The sequence below is a fragment of the Pseudomonas sp. S06B 330 genome (assembly GCF_002845275.2).
Taxonomy (GTDB): Bacteria; Pseudomonadota; Gammaproteobacteria; order Pseudomonadales; family Pseudomonadaceae; genus Aquipseudomonas.
Map to the genome: position 1 here is coordinate 3461804 of NZ_CP088149.1, position 15557 is coordinate 3477360.

A 15557-nucleotide genomic window follows, 5' to 3' on the forward strand; every position below is an offset into this window, starting at 1 on the left:
ATTGTCGGGAATTGTCAGTACGGGCTGATACCCGCAGGCAGCGCATGATGGCTCGGCGCTGCCGCGGTGCTCAACGCTTATAGGTCTGCAGGCCCGGCTTGATGCTCTTGTCGTCGAGAAATTGCTTCATGCCCTGTTCGCGGCCACCTTCGGTGTCGAGCAAGCGCGATTGATCGAGCTTGGCGTACAGGTAGTCTTCGTTTTGCTCCCAGGTCAGTTCGCGGCAGCGCTTGAAGCCATGTTTGGCAGCGCGCAGTACCACCGGGTTCTTCTCCAGCAGGTTCTGCGCCAGCGCCACGGTGGTTTCACGCAGTTGCGCCAGCGGTACGCTTTCATTGACCAGGCCCATCTCGGCGGCTTTCTGCCCGCCAAAGGTCTTACCGGTCATGATGTAGTACAGCGACTGACGATGCCCGACGGTATCGGCCATGGCTTTGCTGACCAGGTTGCCTGGCGGAATGCCCCAGTTGATTTCCGACAGGCCGAAGGTCGCCTCGTCGGCACAGATGGCCAGGTCGCACGCTACCAGCGGGCTGAAGCCCCCCCCGAAGCACCAGCCGTTGACCATGGCGATGGTCGGTTTGGCGTACATGCGCAGCAGCTTCCATTGCCACTGCGAGGCCTCGCGGCGGATCTTCTCCTGAAGGATTTCCGGGCCGGCGTCGACTTCGCGGAAGTACTCCTTGAGGTCCATGCCGGCGGTCCAGGATTCACCTGCGCCGGTGATCACCAAGACCCCTGCCTCGGCGTCCTGCTCCAGGGTTTCCAGGACATCGACCATCTCGCGGTTGAGGGTCGGGCTCATGGCGTTGCGCTTTTCCGGGCGATTGAGAATGACCCAGGCAATGCCTGATTCCAGTTCAACCTTGACGGTGCTCCAGCGGCCTTCGTATGTGCTCATGGTGTGTGCTCTTGTTGTTCGATGGACGATGTGCAGACGCTAACGCTGCAATTTAGTTATGTCAATTAACTATTATTTAAATTAACTAATTTTCTACCGCTTCCATATGCATTCATGACCTTCGTGCTAGCCATAGCAGGTCTATCTAGGCAAACTAGGTAATGTTCTTATTCACCCAAGGAACCCGCCTGATGGCAAGATCCGCCCACAGCACTGCCGCCGCACCCGAGGCTGACGTCCCGGTAGCGGCGCTGGACGCGTCGCTCGAAAACCTGATCGGCTATGCCCTGCGTCGCGCCCAGCTCAAGTGCTTTCAGAACCTGATCGGCAAGCTGTCGGCCCATGACCTGCGCCCTGCCCAGTTTTCCGCGCTTGCGATCATTGATCAGAACCCCGGTCTGATGCAGGCCGACCTGGCTCGCGCCCTGGCCATCGAACCGCCGCAAGTGGTGCCGTTGCTGAACAAGCTGGAGGAACGCGCGCTGGCGGTACGCATCCGCTGCAAACCGGACAAGCGCTCCTATGGCATCTTCCTCAGCAAAAACGGTGAGACCTTGCTCAAGGAACTCAAGCAGATCGCCGCCGACAGTGACCTGGAAGCCACTGCGGCCCTGAACGAAAACGAACGGGCCGAGCTACTGAGGCTATTGAAGAAGGTCTACCAGGACTGACGCATTCACCAGATCGGCAGGCTGTAGATCAGCTGGAAGCGGGTCTGGTTTTCATCCCGGAAGGCAGTGCCTGCCGGAAAGTCGTTGCGGTAGATGGATTTGCGCGCCAGCAGCCCAAGGTTCTTCAACGGCCCGCTCTGAATCACATAACCCAGCTCCATCTGCATTTCTCGCTCCTTGCGCCCGTCGGCATCAAAGGCCGCCAGTTCGATATGGTCGCCACGCACATAACGCAGGCGCCCTTTCAAACCGACCAGGCCGACCGCCGTGAAGTCATAGTCGTAGATCGCCTGCCAGGTGCGCTCACGGGCATTGAGAAAATCCGAGCTCATGGTCAGTTCGCTCATGCCCATCAACTCCGTCCCGCCGATGTAAGGCGTGCCAGTATCGCCACTGGCATGCATGTAGCCGATACCGAGGCGATGCCCCCCGAGGCGGTAACTGAACAAGGCCGACAGGTTGCGGTTGTCGACCTCCCCAGCCAGCCCCCGCCCATCCTCGCGACTGAAGAAACTGCGCAGGTCCGCCGTCAAGGTGCCAGGGCCCAAGCGCTGCTCATACAGCGCTGCCAGGGTGTCCTGCTGGTACAGGTCGTCCAGTTCGGCATGGTAGAGGCGCACGCCCAGCGCCGGCGTGACCTGGTAGTCGGCCCCCGCGTAAGCCAAGTGCGAGGACGTCGCCACACCGTTGAAGCGGCGGTTGGGCGATGCGATCCCCATTCGTTCGTAGCTGGTCGAGTCCCGCTTGTTGATCCGGTCGATGTAACCGGTGTTCAGTACCAGGCCATCGACGTCCGAGGACGACAGCGTCGTACCGCGAAACGTCTGCGGCAGCAGCCGGGACGGGCTGGCAAAAGCAAACGGCAGGAAGATCGAGACATCGCCGCTTTTCACCACGGACTTGCGCCAGCGCATTTTCGCGGTGAGGGCCAAGCGCGAGTAATCGTCTGCCGCTTCGCCATCGGATTTAGATACCGGCAGCAGCTCGGTACCGCTGCGTGACGGTGCCGAGTCGAGCTTGATGCCCAGAAATCCGCGGGTATCCAGGCCAAACCCCACCGGCCCTTCGCTGTAGCCCGACTCCACATTGAGGATAAACCCCTGTGCCCATTCGCGGGCCGCTTGCTTGGCGCCGTCATCCTTATAGTCGCGGTCCAAGTAGTAGTTGCGCATGGTCAGCGTGGCATGGCTGTCCTGCAGCACACCCTGGGCCTGCGCCTGATTGCTGATCAGTGCAATGCTCAGCCAGAGCAGTGTTGGCCTTTTAACCCAACGCACCGTTGACGCAATGCGGGTGTCACGAACGCAGTCATGCATGGCGGTATCCATTTTCTTGTTGTTGTTTTGGGCATCAGCGCAACCCCTTGAGGCGCCACGCGATGCGCAGAATGGAAAGCCGCCTTACCGGCGTCAACCGGCAACGTCCGATAATCGAACGTTAATTTTATTAACTATTAATCCTAAGCCAGCTAATCTCAATGCTAAGTCGCTGATGGTCATGGCGTTTTCTCCCTCTGAGAGCCTGGGTAAAAAACCGCTGTAAATTTAGTTATATTTGTTAATCTTATTTTCACGCCGGAGCTACCCGGCGGATCAGAACAACAAGAATGAGGCTCGTGCCAATGAACAGTTCATCGCGTCGATCGACGCTGACAATTGCCCTGTGTTTTATCGTCGCGCTGATCGAAGGTTTCGACCTGCAGTCAGCCGGCACGGCGGCGGCCGGTTTACGCCAGAGCTTTGCCCTGGACCCGAAGATGCTTGGCTGGGTATTCAGCGCCAGCATTGTCGGCCTGTTGCCTGGCGCGTTCTTTGGTGGCTGGCTGGCCGACCGCATCGGACGCAAGAAGGTATTGGTGGCGGCGGTCATCCTGTTTGGCCTGTTTTCGCTCTGGACCGCCTATGTCGACAGCTACCCGCAACTGCTCCTGGCACGTTTGATGACCGGCCTGGGCCTGGGCGCCGCCCTGCCCAACCTGATCGCCCTGTGCGCCGAGGCGGTCAGCGAACAGCGGCGCAGCACCGCCATCAGCATCATGTACGCGGGCGTACCCTTGGGCGGAGCGCTGGCGGCACTGGTGGCCATGTTTGCCCATGAGCACTGGCAACTGACCTTTATCATAGGTGGCCTTGCGCCACTGCTGGCAGTGCCGTTGATGTTGGCGCTGTTGCCCGAATCGCTGGCCTTTGAACGCAACGCCAGCAGTAGCGGTCGGGCGTCGACCACTACCGCACTCTTCGGTGAAGGGCGAGCCGGCTCGACCCTGGCGCTGTGGCTGAGTTACTTCTTCACCCTCACCGTGATGTACATGCTGCTTAATTGGCTGCCTTCGCTGTTGATCGGCCAGGGCTTCAGTAAACCTGACGCTGGCATGGTGCAGATGCTGTTCAACATCGGCGGTGCGTTGGGCTCACTGCTCGGTGGCGTGCTGCTCGACCGCTGCAATCCCCACAAGGTGGTACTGTGCATTTATCTCGGGCTACTGGCCGCACTGGCCGGGCTTGGGTTATCGGTCGGGCTCATGGCCATGGCCGCTGCTGGCTTCGCCGCCGGGCTGTTCGTGATGGCTGCGCAACTGGTGTTGTATGCCCTGGCCCCACCCCTGTATCCCACGACGATCCGCGCCACCGGTGTCGGTGCCGCGGTGGCCATCGGTCGCCTGGGCTCTGTGAGTGGGCCGTTGGCGGCCGGGCAGATCCTTGCAGCAGGGGCTGGAACGGTGGGTGTGTTGCTGGCCGCCTCACCCGGGTTGGTGGTGGCCGCTCTGGCAGTGATGCGTGTCCTCAAGCGCCCCGCCGATCAGGGCAAAACGCGCCGCCACCCAGCGGCTAACCCGGTAGGAGATTGATCTGTAGCCGCTGGCGCCAGGCTGCAATCAACTGCAAAGCAGTCGTCATCCAGCAACCCGCAAGGGCCTGAATGACGGCTGTTTCACGCCCGACCACAGCCTGTCGGCAGCGGCTACAACTGGCGAGCCACAGGCCTCATATCATTCCCAATGATAATAACCTTCGCCCCATTCGATTCGTCGTTAATAGTTACAACTCGCAGAATCCGCCCATTCTCAATAAATTGGCGGACATCCCATGGAACAGTCACTCAAACCTTTGCGTTACCCCCTGGCTCTACTTGCAGTACTGGTGATGAGTGCCTGCGGTCGTACCCCGGAAGCCGTCCAGACACAGGCGGCGACCAAGGTCAGCGTGGCCAAGGTACTGGAGCAACCGATCAATGAATGGGATGAGTTCACCGGTCGCCTGGAAGCCCCCGAGACCGTAGAAGTGCGGCCACGGGTCTCCGGGCAGATTGATCAAGTCGCTTTCACCGAAGGCGCTCAGGTCAACAAAGGTGACCTGCTGTTCCAGATCGACCCGCGCCCGTTCCAGGCCGAGGTGCGTCGCCTCGAAGCGCAATTGCAGCAAGCTCGCGCCACCGCCATTCGCAGTGAAAACGAAGCCCGCCGTGGTGATCGTCTGCGTAACAGCAACGCCATTTCAGCAGAGTTGGCCGAGTCGCGCAGCAGCGCCGCCGCTGAGGCTCGTGCCGGTGTCGCCGCCATTCAGGCGCAACTGGACCTGGCCCGCCTGAATCTGAGTTTCACCCGCGTCACCGCGCCTATCAGCGGCCGGGTCAGTCGCGCACAATTCACCGCCGGCAACATCGTCACCGCCGATGTCACGCCGTTGACCAGCGTCGTGTCCACCGACAAGGTCTACGCCTACTTTGACGCTGACGAGCGCGTCTACCTCAAGTACACCCAACTGGCCCGCGACGGCCAGCGCGGTCAAAGCACACCGGTGTACCTGGGACTGTCCAATGAAACCGGCAATCCGCACCTGGGCCAGATGAACTTCGTCGACAACCAGGTCAACCCCAAGACCGGCACCATCCGTGGCCGGGCGGTGTTCGACAACCGCGACGGGCAATTCACTCCTGGCTTGTATGCGCGCCTGAAGCTGGTCGGCAGTGCCACCTACTCAGCCGTGCTGATCAATGACGAAGCAGTGGGTACCGACCTTGGCAAGAAGTTCGTGCTGGTCATGGACAAGGACAACAAAGCCGCTTACCGCGCCGTCGAGCTGGGGCCAAAACTTGAAGGCCTGCGCATTGTGCGCAATGGCCTGAGCAAGGACGACCGCATCGTGGTCAAGGGCTTGCAACGGGTACGTCCGGGCTCGGCGGTCGATCCGCAGGACACGCCGATGGCCAGTGAGGCCACCCTCGCCGCCCTCGCCCAGCAACGCCAGGCGCTGGAAGCCAGCATCCAGGGCAAGCCTGGCACCCCTGCCAACGTCAAACTCGTCAGTGCCTCGGCATCGCGCGGTTAAGGAATCGGTCCGATGAATTTTTCCAAGTTCTTTATCACCCGGCCGATTTTCGCCGCGGTATTGTCGCTGCTGATCCTGATTGCCGGCAGCATCTCGCTGTTCCAGCTGCCAATCAGCGAATACCCTGAAGTGGTCCCGCCGACCGTGGTGGTACGCGCCAACTTCCCAGGCGCCAACCCGAAAGTGATCGGCGAAACCGTCGCCGCACCGCTGGAGCAGGCCATCACCGGTGTGGAAAACATGCTGTACATGTCCTCTCAGTCCACCGCCGACGGCAAGCTGACGCTGACCATCACCTTCGCGCTGGGCACTGACCTGGACAACGCTCAGGTGCAGGTGCAAAACCGGGTGACCCGGACTCAGCCCAAGCTGCCCGAGGAAGTGACCCGGATCGGTATCACCGTCGACAAGGCCTCGCCCGACCTGACCATGGTTGTGCACCTGACGTCGCCGGACAACCGTTATGACATGCTCTACCTGTCCAACTACGCCATCCTCAACATCAAGGATGAGCTGGCGCGCCTGGGCGGCGTGGGTGATGTGCAGCTGTTCGGCATGGGCGACTACTCCCTGCGGGTGTGGCTTGACCCGAACAAGACCGCCTCGCGCAACCTCACCGCCAGTGACGTGGTCGCCGCCATTCGCGAGCAGAACCGTCAGGTCGCTGCGGGTCAGTTGGGCGCGCCACCCGCACCGGGCAGCACCAGCTTTCAATTGTCGGTCAACACCCAGGGTCGCCTGGTCACCGAAGAAGAGTTCGAGAACATCATCATTCGCTCCGGTGCCGAGGGTGAAATCACCCGCCTCAAGGACATCGCACGGGTCGAGTTGGGGTCGAGCCAGTACGCCCTGCGCTCACTGCTGAACAACCAGCCGGCGGTGGCCATCCCGATCTTCCAGCGCCCTGGGTCCAACGCCATCGAGATCTCCGATGAAGTGCGCTCGAAAATGGCTGAGCTCAAGAAAGACTTCCCCGAAGGCATGGACTACAGCATCGTCTACGATCCCACTGTGTTCGTCCGCGGCTCGATCGAGGCGGTGGTTCACACCTTGTTCGAAGCGTTGGTGCTGGTGGTCCTGGTGGTGATCCTGTTCCTGCAGACCTGGCGCGCTTCGATCATTCCGCTGGTGGCCGTACCGGTCTCCTTGATCGGCACCTTTGCAGTGATGCACCTGTTCGGTTTCTCGCTCAACGCGCTGTCGCTGTTCGGCCTGGTGCTGGCCATCGGTATCGTGGTGGACGACGCCATCGTCGTGGTGGAAAACGTCGAGCGTAACATCGGCCTGGGGTTGAACCCCTTGCAGGCGACGCAAAAGGCCATGGGCGAAGTGACCGGGCCGATCATTGCCACGGCCCTGGTACTGTGTGCGGTGTTCGTACCCGCCGCGTTCATCTCCGGCCTTACCGGGCAGTTCTACAAGCAGTTCGCCTTGACCATTGCCATCTCGACCGTGATCTCGGCGTTCAACTCGCTGACCCTCTCGCCTGCGCTGGCAGCGGTACTGCTCAAAGAACACCACGCGCCCAAGGACCGATTCTCCCGTGTACTTGAACGCCTGTTGGGTGGCTGGCTGTTCAGCCCGTTCAACCGCTTCTTCGACCGTGCCAGTCATAGCTATGTCGGTGCCGTCGGCCGGGTCATCCGCAGCAGTGGCATTGCCCTGTTCGTCTATGGCGGCCTGATCGTCATGACCTGGCTGGGCTTCTCCTCGACACCGACCGGATTCGTGCCGGCGCAGGACAAGCAATACCTGGTGGCCTTCGCTCAACTGCCCGACGCAGCCAGCCTCGATCGCACTGAAGCGGTGATCAAAAAGATGAGCGAGATCGCCCTCAAACAGCCGGGCGTGGCTGACTCGGTGGCCTTCCCAGGCCTGTCGATCAACGGTTTCACCAACAGCCCGAACAGCGGCATCGTGTTCACGCCGCTCAAGCCGTTCGATGAGCGCAAGGACCCGAGCCAGTCGGCGGCGGCCATTGCCGCCGCGCTGAACGCGCAGTTCGCTGATATCGAAGACGCCTACATCGCGATCTTTCCACCGCCGCCGGTACAGGGGTTGGGCACTATCGGTGGCTTCCGCCTGCAGATCGAGGACCGTGGCAACCTGGGTTACGAGGCGTTGTACAAAGAAACCCAGAACATCATCGCCAAAAGTCAGAACGTGCCAGAGCTTGCCGGCTTGTTCACCAGCTATCAGGTCAACGTGCCGCAGGTCGATGCCGCCATCGACCGGGAAAAGGCCAAGACCCACGGTGTGGCCATCAGCGATATCTTCGACACCCTGCAGATCTACCTGGGCTCGCTGTATGCCAACGACTTCAACCGTTTTGGCCGTACCTATCAGGTCAACGTCCAGGCAGAACAACAGTTCCGTCTCGAAGCGGAGCAAATCGGTCAGCTGAAAGTGCGCAACAACCAGGGCGAGATGATCCCGCTGGCGACCTTCATCAAAGTCAGCGATACCTCGGGGCCTGACCGGGTGATGCACTACAACGGCTTCATTACCGCCGAAATCAACGGTGCCGCGGCCCCCGGCTACAGCTCCGGCCAGGCGGAAGAGGCCATCGAAAAACTGCTCAAGGAAGAACTGCCCAATGGCATGACCTTCGAATGGACCGAGCTGACCTACCAACAGATTCTGTCCGGCAATACCGCGCTGTTCGTCTTCCCGCTTTGCGTACTGCTGGCCTTCCTCGTGCTGGCCGCTCAGTACGAAAGCTGGAGCCTGCCGTTGGCGGTGATCCTGATCGTGCCGATGACCCTGCTGTCGGCGATCACCGGGGTGATCCTGTCGGGAGGTGACAACAACATCTTCACCCAGATCGGCTTGATCGTACTGGTGGGGCTGGCGTGTAAGAACGCGATTCTGATCGTCGAGTTTGCCAAGGACAAACAGGCCGAAGGCCTCGATCCCCTGGCAGCGGTACTGGAAGCCTGCCGCCTGCGTCTGCGGCCGATCCTGATGACCTCGATTGCCTTCATCATGGGTGTGGTGCCGCTGGTGTTCTCCTCGGGTGCCGGTGCCGAAATGCGCCATGCCATGGGTGTGGCGGTGTTCTCCGGAATGATCGGGGTGACCTTCTTCGGGCTGCTGCTGACACCGGTGTTCTTTGTCCTGATCCGTCGCTATGTCGAACGCAGCCAGGCGCGCAAGGCGGCTCGTGTACTGAAGCTGGAGAGCCACGCATGAACCGTTTGAAACTTATGCTTCCCAACCTGCTGGTGCTGGCCCTGGCGGCCTGCGCCGTCGGGCCGGACTACAAGACCCCGGATACTGCGGCGGCGCAACTGAGCGCCGCCAATGAGCCGAACGCCAGGACGACGTTTGACCGTAGTCGCTTCGAAAGCACCTGGTGGAAGCAGTTTGATGACCCAGTACTCAACCAACTGGTCAGCCAGTCGCTGCAAGGCAACCGCGAGTTGCGTGTGGCCTTTGCCCGCCTCAAGGCAGCCCGGGCAATTCGCGACGACGTCAGCAACGATGCCCTGCCGACCGTGACCAGCCGCGTCAGCAGCGAGTTGGGCAAGGGCCAAATACCAGGGCAGACCGAGGACCGGGTCAATAGCGAGCGCTATGATCTGGGCCTGGACATGGCCTGGGAGCTGGACCTGTTCGGTCGCATCCAACGGCAGTTGGAAGCCAGTGAGGCCCAGCAGGATGCAGCCCAGGCCGACCTGCAACAGCTGCAGGTCAGCTTGATCGCCGAGCTGGTCGATGCCTATGGTCAACTGCGGGGGGCGCAACTACGCGAGAAAATTGCCCTGGCCAACCTCAAGACCCAGGAGGATTCGCGGGGCATCACTGAAACGTTGCGCGACGCCGGCGTCGGCAACGACCTTGATGTAGTGCGGGCTGATGCACGATTGGCAGAGGTGGAAGCCACGGTGCCGCAACTGCAGGCTGAACAGGTACGGGCACGCAATCGTATTGCCACCCTGCTGGGGCAACGTCCGGACGCCTTGAGGGTCGACCTGTCACCGGCACAACTGCCGGCCATTGCCAAGGCCCTGCCGGTGGGTGATCCGGGGGAACTACTCAAACGTCGTCCGGATATCCGCAGTGCCGAACGCCAACTGGCAGCGGCGACCGCCAACATTGGTGTGGCCACCGCCGACCTGTTCCCGCGGGTCAGCCTTAGCGGCTTCCTCGGCTTTACCGCTGCTCGCGGCTCGCAATTGGGTTCGTCAGCGGCACAAGCCTGGGCCTTGGGGCCGAGCATCACGTGGGCTGCGTTCGACCTGGGCAGTGTGCGCGCGCGTCTGCGCGGTGCCAATGCCGATGCCGAAGGGGCGCTGGCCAATTACGAGCAGCAGGTCTTGCTGGCCCTGGAAGAGTCGGAAAACGCATTCAGTGACTACAGCAAACGTCAGCAACGCTTGCTCGCCCTGCTACGCCAGAGCGAGGCCAGTCGCAAGGCTGCCGATCTGGCGTCGATCCGCTATCGCGAAGGCACGGTGGACTACCTGGTGCTACTCGACGCTGAACGTGAGCGCTTGAGCGCCGAAGACGCTCAGGCCCAGGGTGAGGTGGACCTTTACCGTGGCATCGTCGCCATTTACAAGGCCCTGGGTGGCGGCTGGCAAACCGAGCGCGTCGCCACCATCAACTGATTCAACCGCTCCTTTGGTTGGTTTCTGACCGGCCCTTTGCCTCGCCTGCTCGCGCTCGCGGGGCTTTTTTGTGGTGTTTCAAAGGTTATCGGCGCAAGGGGCTGAGTGCTTGACGCGCGCGATCAGCCCGCTCCCTAAACACCCAACCCTCAGGCGTCTCTTGCTCGCCAGCGTGTACTCCATTTGACGTCGCCCCCCCTACTGACCCAAGCTGACGCCTTTGTCGGTTGCGCGCCCCGGATTCACCCATGTCGAAACAACGCCAATACACCCTTATCAGCTTGATCCTGCTTCTCGTTTTGGGCCTGGCGGTGTATTTCTGGCGTGGCGACAGCCCTACCCCGACGCCAGCACTCAAGCACTCTTACAGCAAAGCGGTCGCCATGGCTCATAACGGCCAGCCCGGTGCAGCCAGGGTGCTATATCAGCAACTGCAGCGCACGGACCTTTCCGCCATACGCCGCGCCGGCCTCTACGCTGAACTGCCCAATTACCCCTCACCCCTGGCATTGAAATTGGCCAGCCAAGACCTGCAGCACGACGATCCATTGGTACGTCGCGCGGCGATCGCCAGCATTCAGGCAATGCTGCCCGGTGCCCAGCGTAGCCTGGTACTTGCACCGCTACTCGATGATGAAGAGCAAAGTGTGCGCTTTGCCGTGGTCGATGCGTTACTGGAATTGGGGCCGGACGATATCGGCCTATATTTCAACCCCTTGCAGCACACGCTTGAGCAGTATCAACACGTTCTTGCGCAACAGACCGACGACCCAGCCGCCCAGTTACACCTGGCTCAGTTGTATCTACACGAAAATAACTTTCAAGACGCGACCGCAGCCGTGGAGCGAACCCTGCAGTTGGAGCCTGACAACCTTCAGGCTCTGGCCGTGCACGTTCAGGTGCTGGAGCGCCAAGGCCAGACCGATGCCTCGCGCCAAGTTCTAGCCAATGCCTTGCAGTTGCAGCCGGACTCCGCCTTCCTGCAGCACGAACTGGGGCGTTGGCTGCTGCGTCATGGCCAGGACGAGTATGCCCTGCTGGCCTTCGCCCGGGCCCTGGAGCTGGAACCGGACAACAATGAGTACCGTTACACCCTGGCCACCAGCCTGCATCAGCTCGACCAGGTAGAACCGGCACAGAAGCAGCTCGAAACACTGCTTTCTCGTGATCCGGCCAACCGCAAAGCCAGGGTACTGTTGATTGAATACTGGAAAGAAACCGGGCAGATGCAGAATGTGCAGGTTCTGTTGGCGCAACTCGAGCAGTTGAACCCCGATGACCCGCTGGTACAGCAGGGCCTCTAGGCTCTGTACGATAAGCCTTGATACTCGGTGATGCTGCGCTGAAAACAGCCTCGGAATGCTCATCTACAACCCGTAAACTCCGCTTCCTCGGCTGTTTTCGTCTTGCCTGACCTTCGTCTCAAAACTTTTCATACAGAGCCTAGGGCGCAGCGCCGGGGCGCAAGGTATTAGCGGCCGATGTCTTCGTCCCACAGCGCTGGCCGAGCGGCAATGAAATTTTTCATCATGCTGATACAGGCGTCATTGTGCTGAACCTGCAGCGTCACGCCACGGGATTCAAGCAACGCTTCTTCCCCCATGAACGTCTGGTTTTCACCGACGATCACCCGTTTGATCCCGTATAGCAGAATTGCGCCACTGCACATCGCACAGGGAGACAAGGTGGTGTACAGCGTCGACTCGGCATACACCTGGGCGGATTGACGGCCGGCGTTCTCCAGCGCATCCATTTCGCCATGCAAAATAGCGCTGCCCGATTGTACTCGCCGGTTATGCCCACGACCGATGATCCGTCCTTTGTGCACCAGCACTGAACCGATCGGTATCCCACCTTCAGCCAGCCCCTGTTGAGCTTCGTCGATAGCGGCCTGCATGAATTCATCTGTTTGCGTTGGGGTGCTGCTCATGAGGCGCTTGACTCCACTGGCTAACTTCAAGGTTGCAGCAAGGCTAGCATACCGCCAGCCAGGAATGGCAACCCAGCCAAGCACTACTATGCTGTAGGGGTTTTCCTCGGTGATCCGGCCGGACCGGGTCCGATCCAGCGAAGGGAGCCTGGTGATGAGCAAGAAGATTCTGGTGGTGCTGACCAATACGGCCAAATACCCAACACTCAAGCGTGCCACCGGGCTCTGGTTGGGTGAGGCGGTGCATTTTGTCGAAAAAGTCGAAAAAGCCGGCTACAAAGTCGATTACCTCAGCCCTGCCGGTGGCTACGTGCCGATTGATCCCCATAGCCTGACCATGGCTGAAGACATTGACTGGCAGTGGTACAACGACAAGGCGTTCATGAACCGCCTGGGCAACAGTCTAAACCCAGGCCAGGTCAAGGCTCAGGACTATGCCGCGATCTACTACGCGGGCGGGCATGGCGTTATCTGGGACTTCCCGGAGAATACCGAGCTTCAGGGTTTAGCACGTAGGATCTTCGAAGCCGGAGGGGTGGTCGCGTCGGTCTGCCATGGTGCCGTAGGCTTGCTCAGCATCAAGCTCAGTGACAACTCACTCCTGGTCAAAGATCGCGAAGTGACCGGTTTCTCCAACGTCGAAGAACAACTGGCTGAACTGGACAAAGTGGTGCCCTACCTCACCGAAACCGAACTGCTCGCTCGAGGCGGCCTCTATCGCAAGGCAGACGACCCATGGAAGCCGTTTGCCATCACTGACCAAAAGGAAGGCCGGTTGATTACGGGTCAGAACCCTAAGTCCGCTGGCGCGGTAGCTGAGTTGGTGCTGACAGCATTGGGCGGCCGTAAACACGTTTGACCTGGCTCACTCGCTGAAAGGTACTACAAACGCTAACAATGGTGCCTACAGGCGCCTCAGGGGCATTTCTCTATGCTGACCACCGGTTCAGCATAGAGGCACCCACCATGGTTTCAGCCCCTAACGCCGGGCGTAGTGTGATCGAGTTTTTGGTGACCGTTCTGATCGGAATGGCGCCGATCGCCTGCGGCTTGCTCGTACTCGTATGGCAAGTAGACCGTAAACAAGAAGAAACGATTGAGGTAACGGCACGTGAAGCCGTGTATGCAATTGACAGAGTGGTCGAGTCGCTACACACCACCAGCAGACAGGCCGTGGAGCTGCTGGGCAGCCCGTGCGAAGACGTTCTGTCCGAATTACGTCAAACGTTAGTCCGACAGCCGAATGCACGCTCATTGTCACTCGAAAAACAGGAGCGGATTTACTGCAACACCCTCTATGGTTCGACTGACATTGCAATGGCGGCAGATAGCTACATCAACGGGCGACTGCGCATACACACCAGCAACAGAGCAACCCCGGATACGCCCATCCTGCTGTATCGACTTCAGGCGAACGATCACGCCGTCATCACTGCCGCCAACCTTCGGGCCTTGCAGGTAGAGCTGCTCGGGTTCCAGAACTCAGTCGTACTCAGCCTGCAATTTGGTCAGCAATTTGTCTGGGCAACGGCCAATGGTGAGTCCTACCAGGTACCCAACCATGCAGAAAACACCATACAACTGATCTCGGAGCGGTATGGGTACACCGTCCATGCGGGCTACCCAGCCGGGGAATCCTGGCAGGCCGTACGTCAGGCGATGCAAGCAACCCTACCCTCACTGCTGCTGGTAGGCATCATGACCTCCGCAGCCGCCTCTTGGGGCTTGTTCAGAAGAGAAAGAGCCCGCCCAGCATCACCCCAGCGTTGAAAGCGCAACAAAAAAGGCCATTGGGGTTAAGCCCAATGGCCTTTCCTGTGGCTGACCCGGATTACTCGGCGTTCAACACACCTCGGCGGACCTGATCGCGCTCGATGGACTCGAACAGCGCCTTGAAGTTACCTTCGCCGAAACCATCATCGCCCTTGCGTTGAATGAACTCGAAGAATACCGGCCCCATCAGGGTTTCCGAGAAGATTTGCAGCAGCAGACGCTTGTCGTCGGGCTGCGAAGAGCCGTCCAGCAAGATGCCCCGCGCCTGCAATTCACCTACCGGCTCGCCGTGACCTGGCAAGCGGCCTTCGAGCATTTCGTAATAGGTGTCAGGCGGTGCGGTCATGAATCGCATGCCAATCTTCTTCAGGGCGTCCCAGCTCTTGAGCAAGTCATCGGTGAGGAACGCGACGTGCTGAATGCCTTCACCGTTGAACTGCATCAGGAACTCTTCGATCTGCCCGGCGCCCTTGGACGACTCTTCGTTCAGCGGGATGCGGATCATGCCATCAGGCGCCGTCATGGCCTTGGAGGTCAGACCGGTGTATTCGCCTTTGATATCGAAGTAACGGATTTCACGGAAGTTGAACAGCTTCTCGTAGAACGCCGCCCAGTAGGCCATGCGGCCGCGATAAACGTTGTGGGTCAGGTGATCGATGATCTTCAGGCCAGCCCCAACCGGATGGCGGTCGACACCTTCGATGAAATGGAAGTCGATGTCATAGATCGAACTGCCTTCTTCGAAACGGTCGATCAGGTACAGCGGTGCACCACCGATACCCTTGATCGCCGGCAGGCGCAGCTCCATCGGACCGGTTTCGATTTCCACCGGCTGAGCACCGAGCTCCAGCGCACGCGCATAGGCTTCATGGGCGTTACGCACACGGAAGGCCATGCCGCAAACCGACGGCCCGTGCTCGGCGGCAAAATACGACGCGATGCTTTTCGGTTCGTTGTTCAGAATCAGGTTGATGTCGCCCTGGCGGTACAGGTGCACATCCTTGGAACGGTGGGTGGCCACCTTGGTGAAGCCCATGATCTGGAAGATCGGCTCCAGCACGCCCGGGGTGGGCGAGGCGAACTCGATGAATTCAAAGCCCATCAGGCCCATCGGGTTTTCAAAAATGTCGGCCATGCTCAATACCTCATCATCAAAGCGTTAAAAACGGTGATTACTTGCTATCGATGTCGAGCGAAGATGGCGGTGCGCAGGAGATGCCCCTCACACTGCGTGCGAGGTAGTCTCCATAGATCAGCTTGAACCCATGACACTTCATATGGACCCATTCTCGGCGGGTTGATTCCTCGTTAATGAGGAACCTTATTATTGTATGCGTAAGG

The 15557-nt window shown here is 59.9% G+C and carries 12 protein-coding genes; 8 read left to right on the forward strand and 4 right to left on the reverse strand.

The window, feature by feature from the left end:
- Positions 1 to 70 precede the first annotated feature (70 nt).
- Positions 71 to 901: a p-hydroxycinnamoyl CoA hydratase/lyase gene (locus CX511_RS15330; RefSeq protein ID WP_045183056.1), complete on the reverse strand. Its 831-nt coding sequence runs from the start codon at positions 899 to 901 to the stop codon at positions 71 to 73.
- Positions 902 to 1092: 191 nt separating this feature from the next.
- On the opposite strand from CX511_RS15330, the gene CX511_RS15335 reads away from it, so the two are divergent.
- On the forward strand, positions 1093 to 1572 hold the full coding sequence (locus CX511_RS15335; protein ID WP_045183058.1) for a MarR family winged helix-turn-helix transcriptional regulator: 480 nt from the start codon (positions 1093 to 1095) through the stop codon (positions 1570 to 1572).
- A gap of 5 nt (positions 1573 to 1577) precedes the next feature.
- On the opposite strand, the gene CX511_RS15340 is transcribed toward CX511_RS15335, so the two are convergent.
- The gene (locus CX511_RS15340) at positions 1578 to 2888 is read right to left on the reverse strand and encodes an OprD family porin (protein ID WP_101293509.1); all 1311 of its coding nucleotides are present in this window, start codon (positions 2886 to 2888) and stop codon (positions 1578 to 1580) included.
- A 305-nt stretch (positions 2889 to 3193) separates the two neighbouring features.
- On the opposite strand from CX511_RS15340, the gene mhpT reads away from it, so the two are divergent.
- From mhpT to CX511_RS15365, 5 genes are all read left to right on the forward strand, one after another.
- Positions 3194 to 4420 carry a 3-(3-hydroxy-phenyl)propionate transporter MhpT gene (mhpT, locus tag CX511_RS15345; RefSeq protein WP_045183062.1) on the forward strand — a complete coding sequence of 409 codons (1227 nt, stop codon included), beginning with the start codon at positions 3194 to 3196 and terminating at the stop codon, positions 4418 to 4420.
- A 238-nt stretch (positions 4421 to 4658) separates the two neighbouring features.
- The gene (mexE, locus tag CX511_RS15350; RefSeq protein WP_101293510.1) at positions 4659 to 5900 is read left to right on the forward strand and encodes a multidrug efflux RND transporter periplasmic adaptor subunit MexE; all 1242 of its coding nucleotides are present in this window, start codon (positions 4659 to 4661) and stop codon (positions 5898 to 5900) included.
- 12 nt (positions 5901 to 5912) lie between these two features.
- Positions 5913 to 9092, forward strand: a complete 3180-nt coding sequence (locus CX511_RS15355; protein ID WP_045183066.1) for an efflux RND transporter permease subunit — start codon at positions 5913 to 5915, stop codon at positions 9090 to 9092.
- Positions 9089 to 10513 carry an efflux transporter outer membrane subunit gene (locus CX511_RS15360; RefSeq protein WP_101293511.1) on the forward strand — a complete coding sequence of 475 codons (1425 nt, stop codon included), beginning with the start codon at positions 9089 to 9091 and terminating at the stop codon, positions 10511 to 10513. Before CX511_RS15355 ends, CX511_RS15360 begins: the two co-directional genes overlap by 4 nt.
- A 248-nt stretch (positions 10514 to 10761) precedes the next feature.
- The gene (locus CX511_RS15365; RefSeq protein WP_045183070.1) at positions 10762 to 11817 is read left to right on the forward strand and encodes a HEAT repeat domain-containing protein; all 1056 of its coding nucleotides are present in this window, start codon (positions 10762 to 10764) and stop codon (positions 11815 to 11817) included.
- Between the two features lie 167 nt (positions 11818 to 11984).
- Here the strand turns inward: CX511_RS15365 and CX511_RS15370 are convergent, their stop codons facing one another.
- The gene (locus CX511_RS15370; RefSeq protein ID WP_045183072.1) at positions 11985 to 12443 is read right to left on the reverse strand and encodes a nucleoside deaminase; all 459 of its coding nucleotides are present in this window, start codon (positions 12441 to 12443) and stop codon (positions 11985 to 11987) included.
- Positions 12444 to 12597: 154 nt separating this feature from the next.
- On the opposite strand from CX511_RS15370, the gene CX511_RS15375 reads away from it, so the two are divergent.
- Positions 12598 to 13302, forward strand: a complete 705-nt coding sequence (locus CX511_RS15375) for a type 1 glutamine amidotransferase domain-containing protein (RefSeq protein WP_101293512.1) — start codon at positions 12598 to 12600, stop codon at positions 13300 to 13302.
- 107 nt (positions 13303 to 13409) lie between these two features.
- Positions 13410 to 14213, forward strand: a complete 804-nt coding sequence (locus CX511_RS15380) for a CSS-motif domain-containing protein (RefSeq protein ID WP_158240008.1) — start codon at positions 13410 to 13412, stop codon at positions 14211 to 14213.
- A gap of 61 nt (positions 14214 to 14274) precedes the next feature.
- On the opposite strand, the gene hppD is transcribed toward CX511_RS15380, so the two are convergent.
- Positions 14275 to 15351, reverse strand: coding sequence for a 4-hydroxyphenylpyruvate dioxygenase (hppD, locus tag CX511_RS15385; RefSeq protein WP_045183079.1), 1077 nt, complete (start codon positions 15349 to 15351; stop codon positions 14275 to 14277).
- Between the last annotated feature and the right edge of the window lie 206 nt (positions 15352 to 15557).

Coding starts and splice junctions, on each gene's coding strand:
- CX511_RS15330 (WP_045183056.1), bottom strand. CDS start 901: ATGAGCACATACGAAGGCCGCTGGAGCACCGTCAAGGTTGAACTGGAA.
- CX511_RS15335 (WP_045183058.1), top strand. CDS start 1,093: ATGGCAAGATCCGCCCACAGCACTGCCGCCGCACCCGAGGCTGACGTC.
- CX511_RS15340 (WP_101293509.1), bottom strand. CDS start 2,888: ATGCATGACTGCGTTCGTGACACCCGCATTGCGTCAACGGTGCGTTGG.
- mhpT (WP_045183062.1), top strand. CDS start 3,194: ATGAACAGTTCATCGCGTCGATCGACGCTGACAATTGCCCTGTGTTTT.
- mexE (WP_101293510.1), top strand. CDS start 4,659: ATGGAACAGTCACTCAAACCTTTGCGTTACCCCCTGGCTCTACTTGCA.
- CX511_RS15355 (WP_045183066.1), top strand. CDS start 5,913: ATGAATTTTTCCAAGTTCTTTATCACCCGGCCGATTTTCGCCGCGGTA.
- CX511_RS15360 (WP_101293511.1), top strand. CDS start 9,089: ATGAACCGTTTGAAACTTATGCTTCCCAACCTGCTGGTGCTGGCCCTG.
- CX511_RS15365 (WP_045183070.1), top strand. CDS start 10,762: ATGTCGAAACAACGCCAATACACCCTTATCAGCTTGATCCTGCTTCTC.
- CX511_RS15370 (WP_045183072.1), bottom strand. CDS start 12,443: ATGAGCAGCACCCCAACGCAAACAGATGAATTCATGCAGGCCGCTATC.
- CX511_RS15375 (WP_101293512.1), top strand. CDS start 12,598: ATGAGCAAGAAGATTCTGGTGGTGCTGACCAATACGGCCAAATACCCA.
- CX511_RS15380 (WP_158240008.1), top strand. CDS start 13,410: ATGGTTTCAGCCCCTAACGCCGGGCGTAGTGTGATCGAGTTTTTGGTG.
- hppD (WP_045183079.1), bottom strand. CDS start 15,351: ATGGCCGACATTTTTGAAAACCCGATGGGCCTGATGGGCTTTGAATTC.